This window comes from Streptomyces sp. NPDC029041 (genome assembly GCF_040637515.1).
Taxonomy (GTDB): Bacteria; Actinomycetota; Actinomycetes; order Streptomycetales; family Streptomycetaceae; genus Streptomyces.
In genome coordinates, this window is record NZ_JBEZWO010000005.1 from 508,997 (window position 1) to 524,145 (window position 15,149).

Below are 15,149 nucleotides of genomic sequence, written 5' to 3' on the forward strand. Positions count from 1 at the left end.
GGGTGACCGCCTCGGACGGGTGATCTCGGCCGACTGAGGGCCTGCCCGCCGGACCGGCCCCGGTCGACTGGCGATCCTGGCCGACGGGTGACTGCGCCCGACGGGTGTTCTCGGCCGAGGGGTGACTGCGCTCGGTGGGTGTTCTCGGCCGAGGGGTGACCGCCTCGGACGGGTGATCTCGGCCGACTGAGGGCCTGCCCGCCGGACCGGCCCCGGTCGACTGGCGATCCTGGCCGACGGGTGACTGCCCCCGACCGGCGGCCCCGCCCCCGACCGGCGACCCCGTCCGACCGGCGGCCCGTCCGACCGGCGGCCCCGTCCGACCGGCGGCCCCGCCCCAGCCGGCGGCCCCGCCCCAGCCCGGCGGCGCCGACCCAGCCCGGCGGCGCCGACCTGTGTCGGCTGCCGGGCCGTCCCGTCAGTGGTCCCTGCGGGCCGCGCCTGCCAGGATCCAGCCCTCCACCGCCTCGTACTGGTGGCGCTGTTCCTCCGACTGCCGGCGGCCGGAGGCCATCGTGCCCAGCCAGCCGCAGGCGAAGCCCAGGGGTATGGAGAGCAGCCCGGTCGTGGTGAACGGGAACCAGTTGAAGTCGGCCTCCGGGAACGCCGAGACGGGTGAGCCGGAGACCAGGTTGGTGCCCGGCATCAGCAGCAGGACGGCCAGGGAGCCGCCGATGAGGGTGCTGAGCAGGCCCGTTCGTGTGTAGCGGCGCCAGAACAGGCTGTAGACCAGCGCGGGCGCGATGGCCGAGGCGCCCAGGCAGAAGGACAGCGTCACCAGCGGCTGGAGGCTGCGGTGCTGGACCTGGGTGGCCAGCAGGATCGCGGTGAGGCCCACGGCCAGGGCCGACAGCCGCGCCACCGTCATCTCGCGGCGCGGTGACATCTCCTGCACCCGGGCCGCGAACACGTCGTGCGCGAGGGAGTTGGCACAGGCCAGGATCATGCCGGCGACGGAGGCGAGCAGCGTGAGGAAGACCGCCGTCGTGACGGTCGTGAACAGGAACGTCTCCGCCGCCGACACGTCCGCTCCGAACGCCGCCTGCGATCCCAGCAGATACGCCGTGTTGCCCTGCGGGTCGACCTGCGCGATCAGCTCCCGTCCGACCAGCGCGGTCGCGCCGAAGCCGACGACCGTGATGACGAGCACGAACAGCGCCACACCCGACACCGCCCAGGACATCGAGCGCCGTACCTGCCGGGCACTGGAGGCCGTGTACATGCGCATCGTGACGTGCGGCAGCACACCACCGCCGAGGACGACCGTCAGCTGCGCGGTGATCATGTCCAGGTCGGCGGCGGGGCCGCCGGAGAACTGCAGGCCCGAGGAGAGGAACGCCGAGCCCACCCCGCTGTTCGCGGAGGCCGCGTCGAACAGGGCGCCCGGGTCCCAGTCGAACCGGTTCAGGATCAGCACCGAGACCACCAGGCCGGAGCCGAGCAGCATCACGATCTTCAGGATCTGGATGAGGGCGGTGCCCTTCATGCCTCCGATCGCCGCGTAGCTGATCATCAGCGCGCCCACGCCGATGATGCAGCCCGTCTGCAGTGACTCGCCGGAGAAGCCGAGGATGAACGCCATCAGCTGCCCGGTCCCCGCCAGCTGCACGAGCATCAGCGGCAACAGCGCCGCCAGGGTCACCGCGCAGGCCGCGATGCGGACACCCCGTCCGGGCATGCGCCGGGTCAGCGCGTCGCCCATGGTGAACCGGCCCGCGTTGCGCAGCGGTTCGGCCAGCAGGAACATCAGCAGCATCAGCGACAGGGCCGTACTCAGCGCCAGCACCACCCCGTCGTAGCCGAACAGCGCGATGACGCCGCCGGTGCCGAGGACGGTCGCGGCGGAGATGTAGTCGCCGGCGATCGCCAGGCCGTTGCGCATGGGCGACAGGGAGCTGTAGCCGGTGTAGAACTCGTCCAGGTCGTCCCGGTCCGGGCCGGTCATCACGCACAGCAGCAGCGTGATGGTGGCGACGGCGGAGAAGCCGACCAGCGACATCGTCTGGGCGTTACCACTGAAATCGGTGGTCATCGGGCCCCCTCCCGCCGCGCGTCCAGCTCGGCCAGCTTGCGTATCCGGTCCGCGATCGGGTCGACGCGGCGGCGGGCCGTCTGCTCGTACAGGGCGATCGCCAGCCAGGTCACGGGGACCTGGAGGAGCGCGAGCAGCAGTCCGGTGGGCAGGCCGTCGGTGACGGTGCTCGTCATGAACGACGGCGCGAACGCCGACAGGATCAGGAAGAGGACGAAGTAGCCGAGCGCCGTGAGCGTGGCCACGCGCCGCTGCCAGCGGTAGGCGCTGCGCAGGACCCGCAGGTCGCTGTGGTGCCCGAGTGCGGCGTGGTGCCGGGGACGCCGTCCGGCCGGTTCGGGCGCCTCCTGCGGGGCCCAGGGGTAGGTGTCGTACGAGTACGTGTACGGGTCGTGGGGCGGGGGCGGATCCGGTGGGCGGTACCGGTGGGGCGGGGACGGGTCGTAGGACATCCCGTTGCTCCTTGCGAGGTGGAATCCGGTGCGGCGGGCCGCAGGGAGGTGGGGGGCGGGAGCCACGCACGCTACTTCGGAGTAAGGGTCCTGCGCGAGGGTTTCGGCAAACTGATCGGTCGGTATGCGCTTACCTTTCCGACCTCGGGTGTTACCCGCGTTAACTCAGTCTTCGCCGGCGGTCGTGTCGAGGAGCCGGCGCTCGTAGCGGACCCCCGGTCGCCCACTCACCGTCGCGTTCGCCACCCGGGTGAAGCCGCTGCGGGCCAGGACTCTCATGGACGCCGGGTTGTCCAGGGTCGTGACCGCGGTCAGGGACGTCAGTCCGTAGTCGGTGGCCGCCAGTCGGCACACCTGCGCGACCGCTGCCGTCGCCACGCCCCGGCCCGCGGCCTTCTCGCCTATGCGGTAACCGAGTTCGGCGCTGCCGTCCACCAGGTCCATCAGGTTCACCCGGCCGATCAGCTCCCCCTCCTCCCCGAGGACCACATGGAAACGGCATACGCGCGCGTCCTGCTCGTCGAGGAGCGCCCGGAGGCGGGCGGCGAACCCCGCCGGCATGAAGAACGCGTCCCCGCGGTCCGGCACCGTGCGGGCGAAGTACGCCCGGTTCTCCCGCTCGAAGGCCAGCAGTGCGTCCGCGTGATCCGCCCGCAGGGGCTCCAAGGTCACCATGGGTGGCAGGATAGGGAGCTTCAGTCCGTGAGCACCGGGAATTTCCGGGGCGCGAGGAACAGCAGCACCAGGAACGCCAGGGCAGCAGCGCAGGCCGCCCCGAGGTAGACCGCGTGCACCGCCTCGGCGATCGCCCGCCGGGTCGCCTCCGGTGCGCTGCCCGAGTCGAGCGCCCGGGTCACCGAGTCCAGGTCGCCCGCGCCGCCGAGCCGTGCGGCCAGCACCCCGTTGGCGACCGCGCCGAAGACCGCCGCGCCGATCGTCTGGCCGGTCTGGCGGCAGAACAGCACGGACGCGGTCGTCGTGCCGCGCTCCGCCCATCCCACCGTCGACTGCACCCCGACGATCAGCGGCAGCTGGAACAGGCCCAGCGCGGCGCCGAGCAGCAGCATCAGCAGCGTCGGCTGCCACGCCTGCCCGGGGTAGGGCAGGAAGGGGAACGCGAACAGGATCAGCGCGGCCGTGCCGATGCCCAGCATCGCCGTGTTGCGGAAGCCGATCCTGCGGTACACGTGCTGGCTCAGCGCCGCCGACACCGGCCAGCTCAACGTCCATACCGACAGGACGAATCCGGCGGCCACGGGCGCGAGGCCCAGCACCGACTGGGCGTAGGTGGGCAGGAAGACCGTCGGCGCGACCATCAGCAGCCCCAGCGCGCCCAGGGCCAGGTTGACCGCGGCGATCGTACGGCGCCGCCACACCCAGCCCGGGATGATCGGCTCGGCCGCCCGGCGCTCCACCAGCACCACGACACCGGCCAGGGCGAGTCCCGCGCCGAACAACGCAAAGGAGGGCGCGGACAGCCACGGCCACGCCACCCCGCCCTGCACCAGTGCCGTGAGCAGAACGCCGCCGCAGGCGAACACCGCGAGGGCGCCCGCCCAGTCCACGCGCGCGTGCGCGGTGGTATCCCGCTGGGGCTCGTGGAGGTGACGGACGATCAGCCACAACGCGACCGCGCCGATCGGCAGATTGACCAGGAAGATCCACCGCCAGTCCGCGTACGCGGCGAGCACCCCGCCCAGGCCCGGGCCGGCGACCGCTGACACCGCCCACACCGTGGAGAGCTTCGACTGGATCCTGGGGCGGTCCTTCAGCGGGTACAGATCGGCGGCGAGCGTCTGCACCGTGCCCTGCAGCGCGCCGCCGCCCAGGCCCTGCACGACGCGGAAGGCGATGAGCGCCCCCATGTTCCACGCCAGCGCGCACAGCAGGGACCCGAGCAGGAAGAGCACCGAGCCGGTGATGAGGACCGGTTTGCGGCCGAAGGTGTCGGAGAGCTTGCCGTACACGGGCAGGGTGACGGTCACGGCCAGCAGATAGCCGGAGAACAGCCAGGAGAAGACGGAGAAGCCGCCGAGGTCCCCGACGATCTGCGGGACGGCGGTCGAGACGATCGTCGCATCCAGCGCGGCCAGTGCCATCGAGAGCATCAACGCCGCGACGACGGCTCCGCGCCGGCCGGTCGCGGCGGGACGTGCGGCCTCACGCGCCGCGGAACCGGTGCTGCCCACCCCGTGCCTCCCCCTCATCCCGGCCGCGCCCGCGCCACGGGTTCCGTCGAAATGTCTGCCCCTTGCAGCTATCTGTCGCGGACAGCTTCCCACTTGACCCGGACGCAGCGGGAGGGTGGAGCCTGAGTGGGCCCGCGGGCGGAGCGAACCCTGAGTCGGCCTCCACCCTCCGGTGGAGTGCCCCTAGGGGTACCTCCGTACTACGACCTGGGGAGGGTTCGTACCGACGGAGGACGAGAGGGCCGGGGAGCCGTCCTTAACCTGGCTTTACGCCGCCGGGGGGCGGTCCGGAACACCGGCGGGGGTGGGGTTTTCCCCAGCAGAAGACTGCGCTGAACACCAGGGCGCGGTACCCCTGCCCGCCACGAGACTGAGACGCGTCGGACGGATTCCTGATCCGGCACCGCACACCGCGGCTGCCGACCGGGCGACCGCCTTCACCATCTGCTGACCGACATAGGAGACATACCGTGACTTCGGCTGTGACCATTCCCAGGCACGGGGGTACTGGAGGGCGTACGGCCGTAGCCGCGCGGGCGCGGCAGGTCGTGAAGGCGTACGGATCCGGAGAGACCCGGGTCGTCGCCCTCGATCACGTCGACGTGGACATCGCACGCGGCCAGTTCACCGCGATCATGGGCCCCTCGGGGTCCGGCAAGTCCACTCTCATGCACTGCCTGGCGGGCCTCGACACCGTGACGGGCGGCCAGATCTACCTCGACGAAACCGAGATCACCGGTCTGAAGGACAAGAAGCTCACACGGCTGCGCCGGGACCGGATCGGGTTCATCTTCCAGGCGTTCAACCTGCTGCCGACGCTGAACGCGATCGAGAACATCACGCTGCCCATGGACATCGCGGGCCGCAAGCCGGACCAGCAGTGGCTGACGCGGGTCGTGGAGACCGTCGGGCTCGCCGACCGGCTCAAGCACCGGCCCACCCAGCTGTCCGGCGGCCAGCAGCAGCGCGTCGCCGTGGCGCGGGCGCTCGCCGCCCGGCCCGAGATCATCTTCGGCGACGAGCCGACCGGAAACCTCGACTCCCGGGCCGGCGCCGAGGTCCTCGGCTTCCTGCGCCGGTCCGTCGACGAGCTGGGCCAGACCATCGTGATGGTCACCCACGACCCGGTGGCGGCCAGTTACGCGGACCGCGTGCTGTACCTCGCCGACGGCCGCATCGTCGACGAGATGTACAAGCCGACCGCGGACGCCGTGCTCGACCGCATGAAGGACTTCGACGCCCGGGGGCGCACGTCATGACCGTCATGAAGACCTCGATGCGCAACTTCCTCGCGCACAAGGGGCGGATGGCGCTCTCCGCGATCGCCGTCCTGCTGTCGGTCGCCTTCGTCTGTGGCACGCTCGTCTTCACGGACACCATGTCGACCACCTTCGACAAGCTTTTCGCGGCCACCTCCTCGGACGTCACGGTGAGCGCCAAGGGCGCCTCCGACACCGGTGAGACGACCGCCGACAACGGCAAGCCGCCGGTCATGCCGGCCTCCGTCCTGGGCGAGGTCCGCAAGGCGCAGGGCGTGAAGTCCGCCGAGGGCACGGTGTTCTCCACCTCCGTGACCGTCGTCGACGGCGACAAGGACAACCTGTCGCCCTCCAGCGGCGCCCCGACCATCGTGGGCAACTGGAACGACACCGACGCCCGCACCATGAAGATCACCTCGGGTGCGGCACCCAAGGGTCCCGAACAGATCATGGTCGACGCCGACACCGCCGACAAGCACGACCTGAAGCTCGGCGACGAGATCGGCGTGATCAGCGCGGTCGGCACGCACAAGGCGAAGATCTCCGGCATCGCCGACTTCACCGTCACCAACCCCGGCGCCGCGATCTTCTACGTCGACACCAAGACCGCACAGCAGACCCTGGTCGGTGAGAGCGACGTCTACACCAACGTCAACGTCACCGCGGCCGCAGGCGTCAGCGACGCACAGCTGAAGAAGAACGTCACCGCGGAACTCGGCGGCGGATACCAGGTGAAGACGGCCAAGGAGACCGCCGACGCCAACCAGAAGGACGTCGAGGGCTTCATGAACGTCATGAAGTACGCGATGCTCGGCTTCGCCGGGATCGCCTTCCTCGTCGGCATCTTCCTGATCATCAACACCTTCTCCATGCTGGTCGCCCAGCGCACCCGCGAGATCGGCCTGATGCGGGCCATCGGCTCCTCCCGCAAGCAGGTCAACCGCTCCGTGCTGGCCGAGGCGCTGCTGCTCGGCGTCGTCGGCTCGGTGCTCGGCGTCGGCGCGGGCGTCGGCCTCGCCATCGGCCTGATGAAGCTCATGGGGCAGATGGGCATGGAACTGTCCACCGACGACCTCACCGTGGCCTGGACGACCCCCGTGGTCGGCCTCGTCCTCGGCGTCGTCGTCACCGTGCTGGCCGCCTACCTGCCCGCCCGGCGCGCCGGGAAGATCTCCCCGATGGCCGCCCTGCGCGACGCGGGAGCCCCCGCGGACGCCAAGGCCGGCTGGATCCGGGCCGCGATCGGCACGGTCCTCACCGGCACCGGCGGCTTCGCCCTGTACCTCGCGTCGGCGGCCGGCAAGGCGACCGAAGGCTCGATGTGGCTCGGCCTCGGTGTGGTGCTGTCGCTGATCGGCTTCGTCGTCATCGGCCCGCTGCTCGCCGGCGCCGTGGTCCGCGTCCTGGGCGCCGTCCTGCTGCGCATGTTCGGACCCGTGGGCCGCATGGCCGAGCGCAACGCCCTGCGCAACCCGCGCCGCACCGGCGCGACGGGTGCCGCCCTGATGATCGGCCTGGCCCTGGTGGCGTGCCTGTCCGTGGTCGGCTCCTCCATGGTGGCGTCCGCCACCGACCAGCTCGACAAGACCGTCGGAGCGGACTTCATCATCCAGCACGACCGCGGCCAGGTGATCACCCCGCAGGCCGTCAAGGCAGCCAAGTCGGCGCCGGACATCGAGCGGGTCACCGAGTACAAGTGGAGCAAGGCCGACTTCACCACCCCCGACGGCAAGACGCTCAAGGACACCGCGATCACCGCGGCCGACCCCTCCTACGCGACCGACCTGCGCACCGAGACCGTCGCCGGCAAGCTCCCCGACGCCTACAAGCCCGACTCGATGTCGGTCCACGAGAAGTTCGCGAAGGACCACGGCATCACCCTCGGCTCCAAGATCAAGGTCGCCTTCAAGGACGGCTCCGCGGCCGATCTGACGGTCCGGGCGATCACCAGCAGCGACGTCGTGATCGACGCGGGCGCGATGTACACGTCCATCTCGACGATGGCCAAGTACGTCCCGGCCGACAAGATGCCCCTGGACTCGCTGGTCTTCGCCAGCGCCGAGGAGGGGAAGCAGGACGCCGCCTACACGTCCCTGAAGTCGGCGCTGCACGACTACCCGCAGTACGTCGTGCGCGACCAGACCGACTACAAGGACGCCCTGAAGGACCAGATCGGCCAGCTCCTCAACATGATCTACGGTCTGCTGGCCCTGGCGATCATCGTCGCCGTCCTCGGTGTGGTGAACACCCTGGCCCTGTCGGTGGTGGAGCGCACCCGGGAGATCGGCCTGATGCGGGCGATCGGCCTGTCCCGCCGCCAGCTGCGCCGCATGATCCGCATGGAGTCGGTCGTCATCGCCCTCTTCGGTGCCCTGCTGGGCCTCGGACTGGGCATGGGCTGGGGTGCCACGGCACAGCGGCTGCTGGAGCTGGAGGGCATGATGGTCCTGGACATCCCCTGGCCGACGATCACCGGGGTCTTCATCGGCTCGGCGTTCGTGGGCCTGTTCGCGGCACTGGTCCCGGCGTTCCGGGCGGGCCGGATGAACGTGCTGAACGCGATCGCGACGGAGTAGCGGCCGCACACCGATCCCACCAGAACCACCGCACACGGGGGTTGCGGGGGCCCGGCGCCGGGGAGTCCAGGACTGGACTGCCCGGCGCCGGGTGCTTTCACGGCCCGCGAGCCCGGCTTCCGGTGCGGCCGTTCCGGGCCGCGGGCGGGCACAGGTCCCGGGGCCCGGGCGGCGGAGCCCCCTGGTGGGGCAGGACACCGACGCCGGGAACCTCACACCCGGGACGTTGTCCACAGCCGCCGCCACCCGGCCGCGCAGCGTCGTACGCTGGAGACCCCCCGGCCCGCGGCGCGCGTCGGGCCCGTGGTGTTGCCCACCCCCTGGACGGAAAGCCCCGAATGAGCCTGCACGGTCTGCTCGACGCCGTAGTCAAGGACGCCGCCCTCGCGGAAGCGATCAGGGCGGCCGCAGACGGCAACCGCATGCACGTCGACCTGGTCGGCCCCCCTGCCGCCCGCCCCTTCGCGGTCGCCGCCCTGGCCCGTGACACAGGCCGCCCGGTGCTGGCCGTCACGGCGACGGGCCGTGAGGCGGAGGACCTGGCCGCGGCCCTGCGTTCCCTCCTCCCGCCCGAGGGGGTCGTGGAGTACCCGTCCTGGGAGACGCTCCCGCACGAGCGGCTCAGCCCCCGCAGCGACACCGTCGGCCGCCGTCTGGCCGTGCTGCGCCGGCTGGCCCACCCCCGCCCCGACGACCCCGAGACCGGCCCCGTCTCGGTCGTCGTCGCACCCGTCCGCTCCGTGCTCCAGCCGCAGGTCAAGGGCCTCGGCGACCTGGAGCCGGTGTCCCTGAGAACCGGGCAGAGCACGGACCTCGGTGAGATCGTCGAAGCCCTCGCGGCAGCCGCCTACGCGCGCGTGGAGCTCGTCGAGAAGCGCGGCGAGTTCGCCGTGCGCGGCGGCATCCTCGACGTGTTCCCGCCCACCGAGGAACACCCTCTGCGCGTCGAGTTCTGGGGCGACGACGTCGAGGAGATCCGCTACTTCAAGGTCGCCGACCAGCGCTCCCTCGAAGTCGCCGAGCACGGCCTGTGGGCGCCGCCCTGCCGCGAACTGCTGCTCACCGAGGACGTCCGCACCCGCGCGGCGGCCCTCGCCGAACAGCACCCCGAGCTCGGTGAACTGCTCGGCAAGATCGCCGAGGGCATCGCCGTCGAGGGCATGGAGTCCCTCGCGCCGGTCCTCGTCGACGACATGGAGCTGCTGCTCGACGTGCTGCCCAAGGGCGCCATGGCCGTGGTGTGCGACCCGGAGCGGGTGCGCACGCGCGCGTCGGACCTCGTGGCCACCTCGCAGGAGTTCCTGCAGGCCTCCTGGGCCGCGACCGCCGGGGGCGGCGAGGCGCCCATCGACGTCGGCGCGGCCTCCCTGTGGTCCATCGCGGACGTCCGGGACCGGGCCCGCGAGCTGGACATGATGTGGTGGTCGGTGTCGCCGTTCGCCGCCGACGAGGAGCTGGACGGGGACACCCTCAAGCTCGGCATGCACGCCCCGGAGACCTACCGCGGCGACACCGCCAAGGCCCTCGCCGACACCAAGGGCTGGCTCGCCGACGGCTGGCGTGCCGTCTTCGTCACCGAGGGGCACGGCCCCGCGGCCCGTACGGTCGAGGTGCTGAGCGGCGAGGGCATCGCCGCCCGCCTCGAGGCCGACCTCGCCGAGATCTCCCCGTCCGTCGTGCACGTGGCGTGCGGCTCGATCGACCACGGCTTCGTCGACCCGGCCCTCGGGCTCGCCGTCCTGACCGAGACGGACCTGTCGGGCCAGAAGGCGTCCGGCCGCGAGGGCGCCCGCATGCCGGCCCGCCGCCGCAAGACCATCGACCCGCTCACCCTGGAGCCGGGCGACTACATCGTCCACGAACAGCACGGCGTGGGCCGCTACATCGAGATGGTGCAGCGCACCGTCCAGGGCGCCACCCGCGAGTACCTGGTCGTCGAATACGCCCCCGCCAAGCGCGGCCAGCCCGGCGACCGCCTCTACATCCCCACCGACCAGCTGGAGCAGATCACCAAGTACGTCGGCGGCGAGGCCCCCACCCTGCACCGCCTCGGCGGCGCCGACTGGACGAAGACCAAGGCCCGCGCGAAGAAGGCCGTCAAGGAGATCGCCGCCGACCTCATCAAGCTGTACAGCGCGCGCATGGCCGCCCCCGGGCACGCCTTCGGCGCGGACACACCCTGGCAGCGTGAACTGGAGGACGCCTTCCCCTACGCGGAGACGCCCGACCAGCTCACCACCATCGCCGAGGTCAAGGAGGACATGGAGAAGACGGTCCCGATGGACCGCCTGATCTGCGGCGACGTCGGCTACGGCAAGACCGAGATCGCGGTCCGGGCCGCCTTCAAGGCCGTGCAGGACGGCAAGCAGGTGGCCGTCCTGGTGCCCACGACCCTGCTGGTCCAGCAGCACTTCGGCACCTTCAGCGAGCGCTACGCGCAGTTCCCGGTCAACGTGAAGGCACTGTCCCGCTTCCAGACCGACACCGAGGCGAAGGCGGTCCTGGAGGGGCTGCGCGAGGGCTCGGTCGACATCGTCATCGGCACCCACCGCCTGTTCTCGTCCGAGACGAAGTTCAAGGACCTGGGCCTGGTCATCGTCGACGAGGAGCAGCGCTTCGGCGTCGAGCACAAGGAGCAGCTGAAGAAGCTCCGCGCCAACGTCGACGTGCTGACGATGTCCGCGACGCCCATCCCCCGGACCCTGGAGATGGCGGTCACGGGCATCCGCGAGATGTCGACGATCACCACCCCGCCGGAGGAGCGCCACCCGGTGCTCACCTTCGTCGGCCCCTACGAGGAGAAGCAGATCGGCGCCGCGATCCGCCGCGAACTGCTGCGCGAGGGCCAGGTCTTCTACATCCACAACCGCGTCGAGTCCATCGACCGCGCGGCGGCCCGGCTGCGCGAGATCGTCCCCGAGGCGCGCATCGCCACGGCCCACGGCCAGATGTCGGAACAGGCGCTGGAGCAGGTCGTCGTCGACTTCTGGGAGAAGAAGTTCGACGTGCTGGTGTCCACCACGATCGTGGAGTCCGGCATCGACATCTCCAACGCCAACACCCTGATCGTGGAGCGCGGCGACAACTTCGGCCTCAGCCAGCTCCACCAGCTGCGCGGCCGGGTGGGGCGCGGACGCGAGCGCGGCTACGCCTACTTCCTCTACCCGCCGGAGAAGCCGCTCACCGAGACCGCGCACGAGCGGCTCGCGACCATCGCCCAGCACACCGAGATGGGCGCGGGCATGTACGTGGCGATGAAGGACCTGGAGATCCGCGGCGCGGGCAACCTCCTCGGCGGCGAGCAGTCCGGTCACATCGCGGGTGTCGGCTTCGACCTGTACGTGCGGATGGTCGGCGAGGCCGTCGCGGACTACCGGCGCCAGCTGGAGACCGGTGGGATCGAGGAGGAGCCGCCCCTCGAGGTCAAGATCGAGCTGCCCGTCGACGCGCACGTCCCGCACGACTACGCGCCCGGCGAGCGGCTCCGCCTCCAGGCGTACCGCGCGATCGCCTCCGCCAATTCGGAGGAGGACATCAAGGCGGTCCGCGAGGAACTCGTCGACCGCTACGGCAAGCTGCCCGAGCCGGTGGAGAACCTGCTGCTCGTCGCCGGTCTGCGCATGTTCGCGCGGGCGTGCGGGGTCGGCGAGATCGTGCTCCAGGGCACCAACATCCGGTTCGCGCCGGTGGAGTTGCGCGAGTCGCAGGAGCTGCGGCTCAAGCGGCTCTACCCCGGGGCGGTCATCAAGCCGACGGTTCACCAGGTGCTGGTGCCACGCCCGAAGACCGCGAAGGTGGGCGGCAAGCCGCTGGTCGGGCGGGAACTGCTGGCGTGGGTGGGGGAGTTCCTCACGTCGGTGCTGGGGTCGTGATGCCGGGGCCGGCAGGGCGGCGCGCCCGGTGACCGGGGTGCCGACACCTCGGTGACCGGGTGGCAGAAGCATCTGCCGGGCACCGGCGTGGGGGAGGCGACCGTCGCCGAACTCCTCGCGCACTCAGGGGGACTGGCGGCCGAGACCCCGGGCCCGTGGTGGGAGCGGAGCCCCGGATCCCTGCGGCCCGAACTGGCCGACGTGCTGGGCGAGCGGCCCCTGCTGACTCCGCCAGGCCGGACCGGGGCGTCGCCGACGCCCCGGCGTGTGCGCTGAGCCGCCGTCAGGCCACCGGTCGTACGGGTGTCCCGGCGCCGGCCCGGCGCAGGGCTCGCGCGAGCCGGTCGCGGACCGCGATCTGCGCTGCGATACGCGCCTCCAGCACCGCGAGGCGGTCGGCGGCCACCCGCACCCCCTTCCCGGAGGCGGGACCGGCCGTGACGTCGCCGTCCAGGCACGGCAGGAACACCCGGACGTCGTCGAGCGTCAGCCCGACGTGGAGCAACTGCCGGATGTTGCGCACGCGCACGGCCGCACCGGCGTCGTAGAGGCGGTAGCCGTTCGCGGCCCGTTCGGAGGCGATGAGACCCGCCTGCTCGTAGTGGCGCAGGGCGCGGGGTGTCGTGCCGGTCGCCTCGGCGAGTTCACCGATCCGCATACGGGGTGCCGCCCTGCGCGCACGAGGTTCTGCCATGCGCGTCAGTGTCATGTGACGACCGCGCCGCCGTCCACCGGAAGGATCACGCCGGTGATGAACGAGGCCTGCGGCGAGGCCAGCCGGGCGATCGCCCACGCCACCTCCTCGGGGCGGCCGACCCGCCCGAGAGGCGTGTGAGCGAGCTGCCACGCCCTGATCGCGGCCTGCTGCTCGCGGGTGTGGCCGGCGTGGTCGCCGATGGGTGTGTCGATCGCGCCCGGGGCCACCGCGGCGACCCGGATCCCGAGGGGCGCGAGCTCCACGGCCCAGCTGCGGGTGAGCACCTCCAGGGCCGCCTTCCCGGCGGCGTACAGGGAGTTGCCGGGCCAGCCGCGCTGTCCCACCGATGTCGTCACGTTGACGATGACACCGCGGCTGTCCTCCAGTGCCGGGAGGGCGGCCTGAGTGAGCAGGACGGGGGCGAGGAGGTTCGTGGCGAGCAGGGGCTCGACGGTGGCGCGCGTGTAGGTGCGCAGGGACCGGGCGTCGACGATCCCGGCGTTGTTCACCAGCACGTCGATGCGGCCATGCCGGTCGAGTGCCGTACGGACGACGGTCCCGGGACCGTCGGCGGCCGTGACGTCGGCGACGAGCGGGCTGATGAGGGCCGGCGCGTGGGCGGCGGTCTCGACGAGGGGCGCCTCGCGGCGGCCCACCGCCACGACGTGCGCGCCCTCGTCGGCGAAGGCGTGCGCGGTGGCACGGCCTATGCCGGTACCGGCGCCGGTGACGAGCACGGTTCGCGGGGTCCTCCGCGCGCTGCGCTGCTGCTTCTTCGGGTGCGGGAAAGTCATGCGGGGATCGTCCGACCCTGACGTCGGTGTCAAGGTCAAGTGTCCCGGCCGAAGGGAGGCCAGGCTCGGGCTGCGGCCCGGACGTGGGAAGCCGCCCGCGGGAGATGCGTCCGGATCTCCGCGGACGGCCGGAGCGGAGGCCTACTGCTGTTCGGGGCGGTCGCGGTCGCGGTCCATGCCCAGCGAGCCCTCGACGCGCTGCTGGCCGGAGTCGACCCGGTCCTCGTACTTGCCGCCGGTCCTCTCGTTGATCCGCTGTTCCGCGGTGTCGGAGCCCTGCTTGCCCTTGTGCCGCGCCTGACTCTTGAACTTGTCGAAGATGCCCATGCGAAAGCTCCCTCCGGAAGTGAGTCAGAACCGACGATACGCGCGGGATGCGAGGAATGCGCAGTGAGGACCGATGTGGTCTGAACCTCTTCCTCGCTACCGTGGGGCCCGGCACGGACCGCCCGTGCCGGAGCGGAACGGGCAGACAGAGGAGGGGCGCAGGGTGAGGCGTCTGAGGGGCGGGACGGCACTGGCCGTCGCGATGGTGTTCACCGGTTCGGCACTGGCCGGCTGCGAAGGTCTGGCCCCGCCCACGGACGGCGGTGGGCCCTCCGGTTCGGGAGCCCCGGCCGCGGGCGACGGCCGGGCCGTGAACCCGCTGGACAACCCGGACGGCACCAAGCCGGGCCTGGCGGCCATCACTTCCGGCGCTGACAAGGAACGGGCGCGTGCCCTGATCGAGAAGGTGGCGACGAAGGGGCGCGGCCCCAGGACGGGCTATGAACGGGACGAGTTCGGCTACGCCTGGACGGACTCGGCACCGCGTGACGTCCCCTTCTCCCACAACGGCTGCGACTCGCGCAACGACCTTCTGCAGCGTGACGGGCAGGACCTGCGCTTCCGGGCGGGATCGGACTGCGTCGTCACCGCGCTGACGCTGCACGACCCCTACACCGGGAAGGTCATCGAGTGGACCAAGTCCCATGCGATCGAAGTCCAGATAGACCACGTCATGCCGCTGTCGTACGACTGGCAGATGGGCGCCTCGCGCTGGAGCAAGGACAAGCGGGAGTCCATCGCCAACGACCCGCTCAACCTCGTCCCGGTTGACGGGCCGACCAACGGCTCGAAGGGAGACTCCGGCCCGGCGTCCTGGCTGCCCCCGAACAAGCGGATCCGCTGCGCCTACTCGGTGCGCTTCGCCCAGGTGTCGCTGAAGTACGAACTCCCGGTGACGGCGCCCGACAAGGAGACGATGCTGGAGCAGTGCGGCGGCTAAATCGGTTTCGG

Annotated in this window: 11 protein-coding genes and 1 pseudogene; 5 read left to right on the plus strand and 7 right to left on the minus strand. The window is 71.5% G+C overall.

Annotated features, from left to right (window positions below):
* Nucleotides 1–418: 418 nt before the first annotated feature.
* The 4 genes from AB0F04_RS15695 to AB0F04_RS15710 form a co-directional block, all read right to left on the minus strand.
* Nucleotides 419–2,032, minus strand: a complete 1,614-nt coding sequence (locus tag AB0F04_RS15695; protein ID WP_362041731.1) for a cation acetate symporter — start codon at nucleotides 2,030–2,032, stop codon at nucleotides 419–421.
* A complete protein-coding gene (locus AB0F04_RS15700; RefSeq protein WP_362041733.1) occupies nucleotides 2,029–2,484 on the minus strand; it encodes a DUF485 domain-containing protein in 456 nt (151 codons plus the stop codon). Before AB0F04_RS15700 ends, AB0F04_RS15695 begins: the two co-directional genes overlap by 4 nt.
* Nucleotides 2,485–2,649: 165 nt before the next feature.
* Nucleotides 2,650–3,159: a GNAT family N-acetyltransferase gene (locus tag AB0F04_RS15705; protein WP_362041735.1), complete on the minus strand. Its 510-nt coding sequence runs from the start codon at nucleotides 3,157–3,159 to the stop codon at nucleotides 2,650–2,652.
* 20 nt (nucleotides 3,160–3,179) lie between these two features.
* Nucleotides 3,180–4,691 (minus strand): MFS transporter, encoded by a 1,512-nt coding sequence (locus AB0F04_RS15710; protein ID WP_362041737.1) that lies wholly within the window; start codon nucleotides 4,689–4,691, stop codon nucleotides 3,180–3,182.
* A 452-nt stretch (nucleotides 4,692–5,143) separates the two neighbouring features.
* Here AB0F04_RS15710 and AB0F04_RS15715 point away from each other — a divergent pair, with 452 nt between their 5' ends.
* From AB0F04_RS15715 to AB0F04_RS15730, 4 genes and pseudogenes are all read left to right on the plus strand, one after another.
* On the plus strand, nucleotides 5,144–5,932 hold the full coding sequence (locus AB0F04_RS15715; protein WP_053675790.1) for an ABC transporter ATP-binding protein: 789 nt from the start codon (nucleotides 5,144–5,146) through the stop codon (nucleotides 5,930–5,932).
* Nucleotides 5,929–8,508 carry an FtsX-like permease family protein gene (locus AB0F04_RS15720; protein ID WP_362041739.1) on the plus strand — a complete coding sequence of 860 codons (2,580 nt, stop codon included), beginning with the start codon at nucleotides 5,929–5,931 and terminating at the stop codon, nucleotides 8,506–8,508. The genes AB0F04_RS15715 and AB0F04_RS15720 overlap by 4 nt, the downstream gene beginning before the upstream one ends.
* A gap of 338 nt (nucleotides 8,509–8,846) precedes the next feature.
* A complete protein-coding gene (gene mfd / locus AB0F04_RS15725; RefSeq protein WP_362041741.1) occupies nucleotides 8,847–12,380 on the plus strand; it encodes a transcription-repair coupling factor in 3,534 nt (1,177 codons plus the stop codon).
* A gap of 63 nt (nucleotides 12,381–12,443) precedes the next feature.
* Nucleotides 12,444–12,620 (plus strand): annotated as a pseudogene (locus AB0F04_RS15730) (serine hydrolase); the annotation flags it as partial.
* A gap of 43 nt (nucleotides 12,621–12,663) precedes the next feature.
* On the opposite strand, the gene AB0F04_RS15735 reads toward AB0F04_RS15730, so the two are convergent.
* The 3 genes from AB0F04_RS15735 to AB0F04_RS15745 form a co-directional block, all read right to left on the minus strand.
* The gene (locus AB0F04_RS15735) at nucleotides 12,664–13,038 is read right to left on the minus strand and encodes a MerR family transcriptional regulator (protein WP_362041961.1); all 375 of its coding nucleotides are present in this window, start codon (nucleotides 13,036–13,038) and stop codon (nucleotides 12,664–12,666) included.
* Between the two features lie 47 nt (nucleotides 13,039–13,085).
* Entirely contained in the window at nucleotides 13,086–13,871 is a 786-nt protein-coding gene (locus tag AB0F04_RS15740) for an SDR family oxidoreductase (RefSeq protein WP_362041743.1), read from the minus strand.
* A gap of 141 nt (nucleotides 13,872–14,012) precedes the next feature.
* Entirely contained in the window at nucleotides 14,013–14,198 is a 186-nt protein-coding gene (locus AB0F04_RS15745; RefSeq protein ID WP_362041745.1) for an antitoxin, read from the minus strand.
* 163 nt (nucleotides 14,199–14,361) lie between these two features.
* Between AB0F04_RS15745 and AB0F04_RS15750 the strand changes: the two genes are divergently transcribed.
* The gene (locus AB0F04_RS15750) at nucleotides 14,362–15,138 is read left to right on the plus strand and encodes an HNH endonuclease family protein (RefSeq protein ID WP_362041747.1); all 777 of its coding nucleotides are present in this window, start codon (nucleotides 14,362–14,364) and stop codon (nucleotides 15,136–15,138) included.
* Nucleotides 15,139–15,149 lie beyond the last annotated feature (11 nt).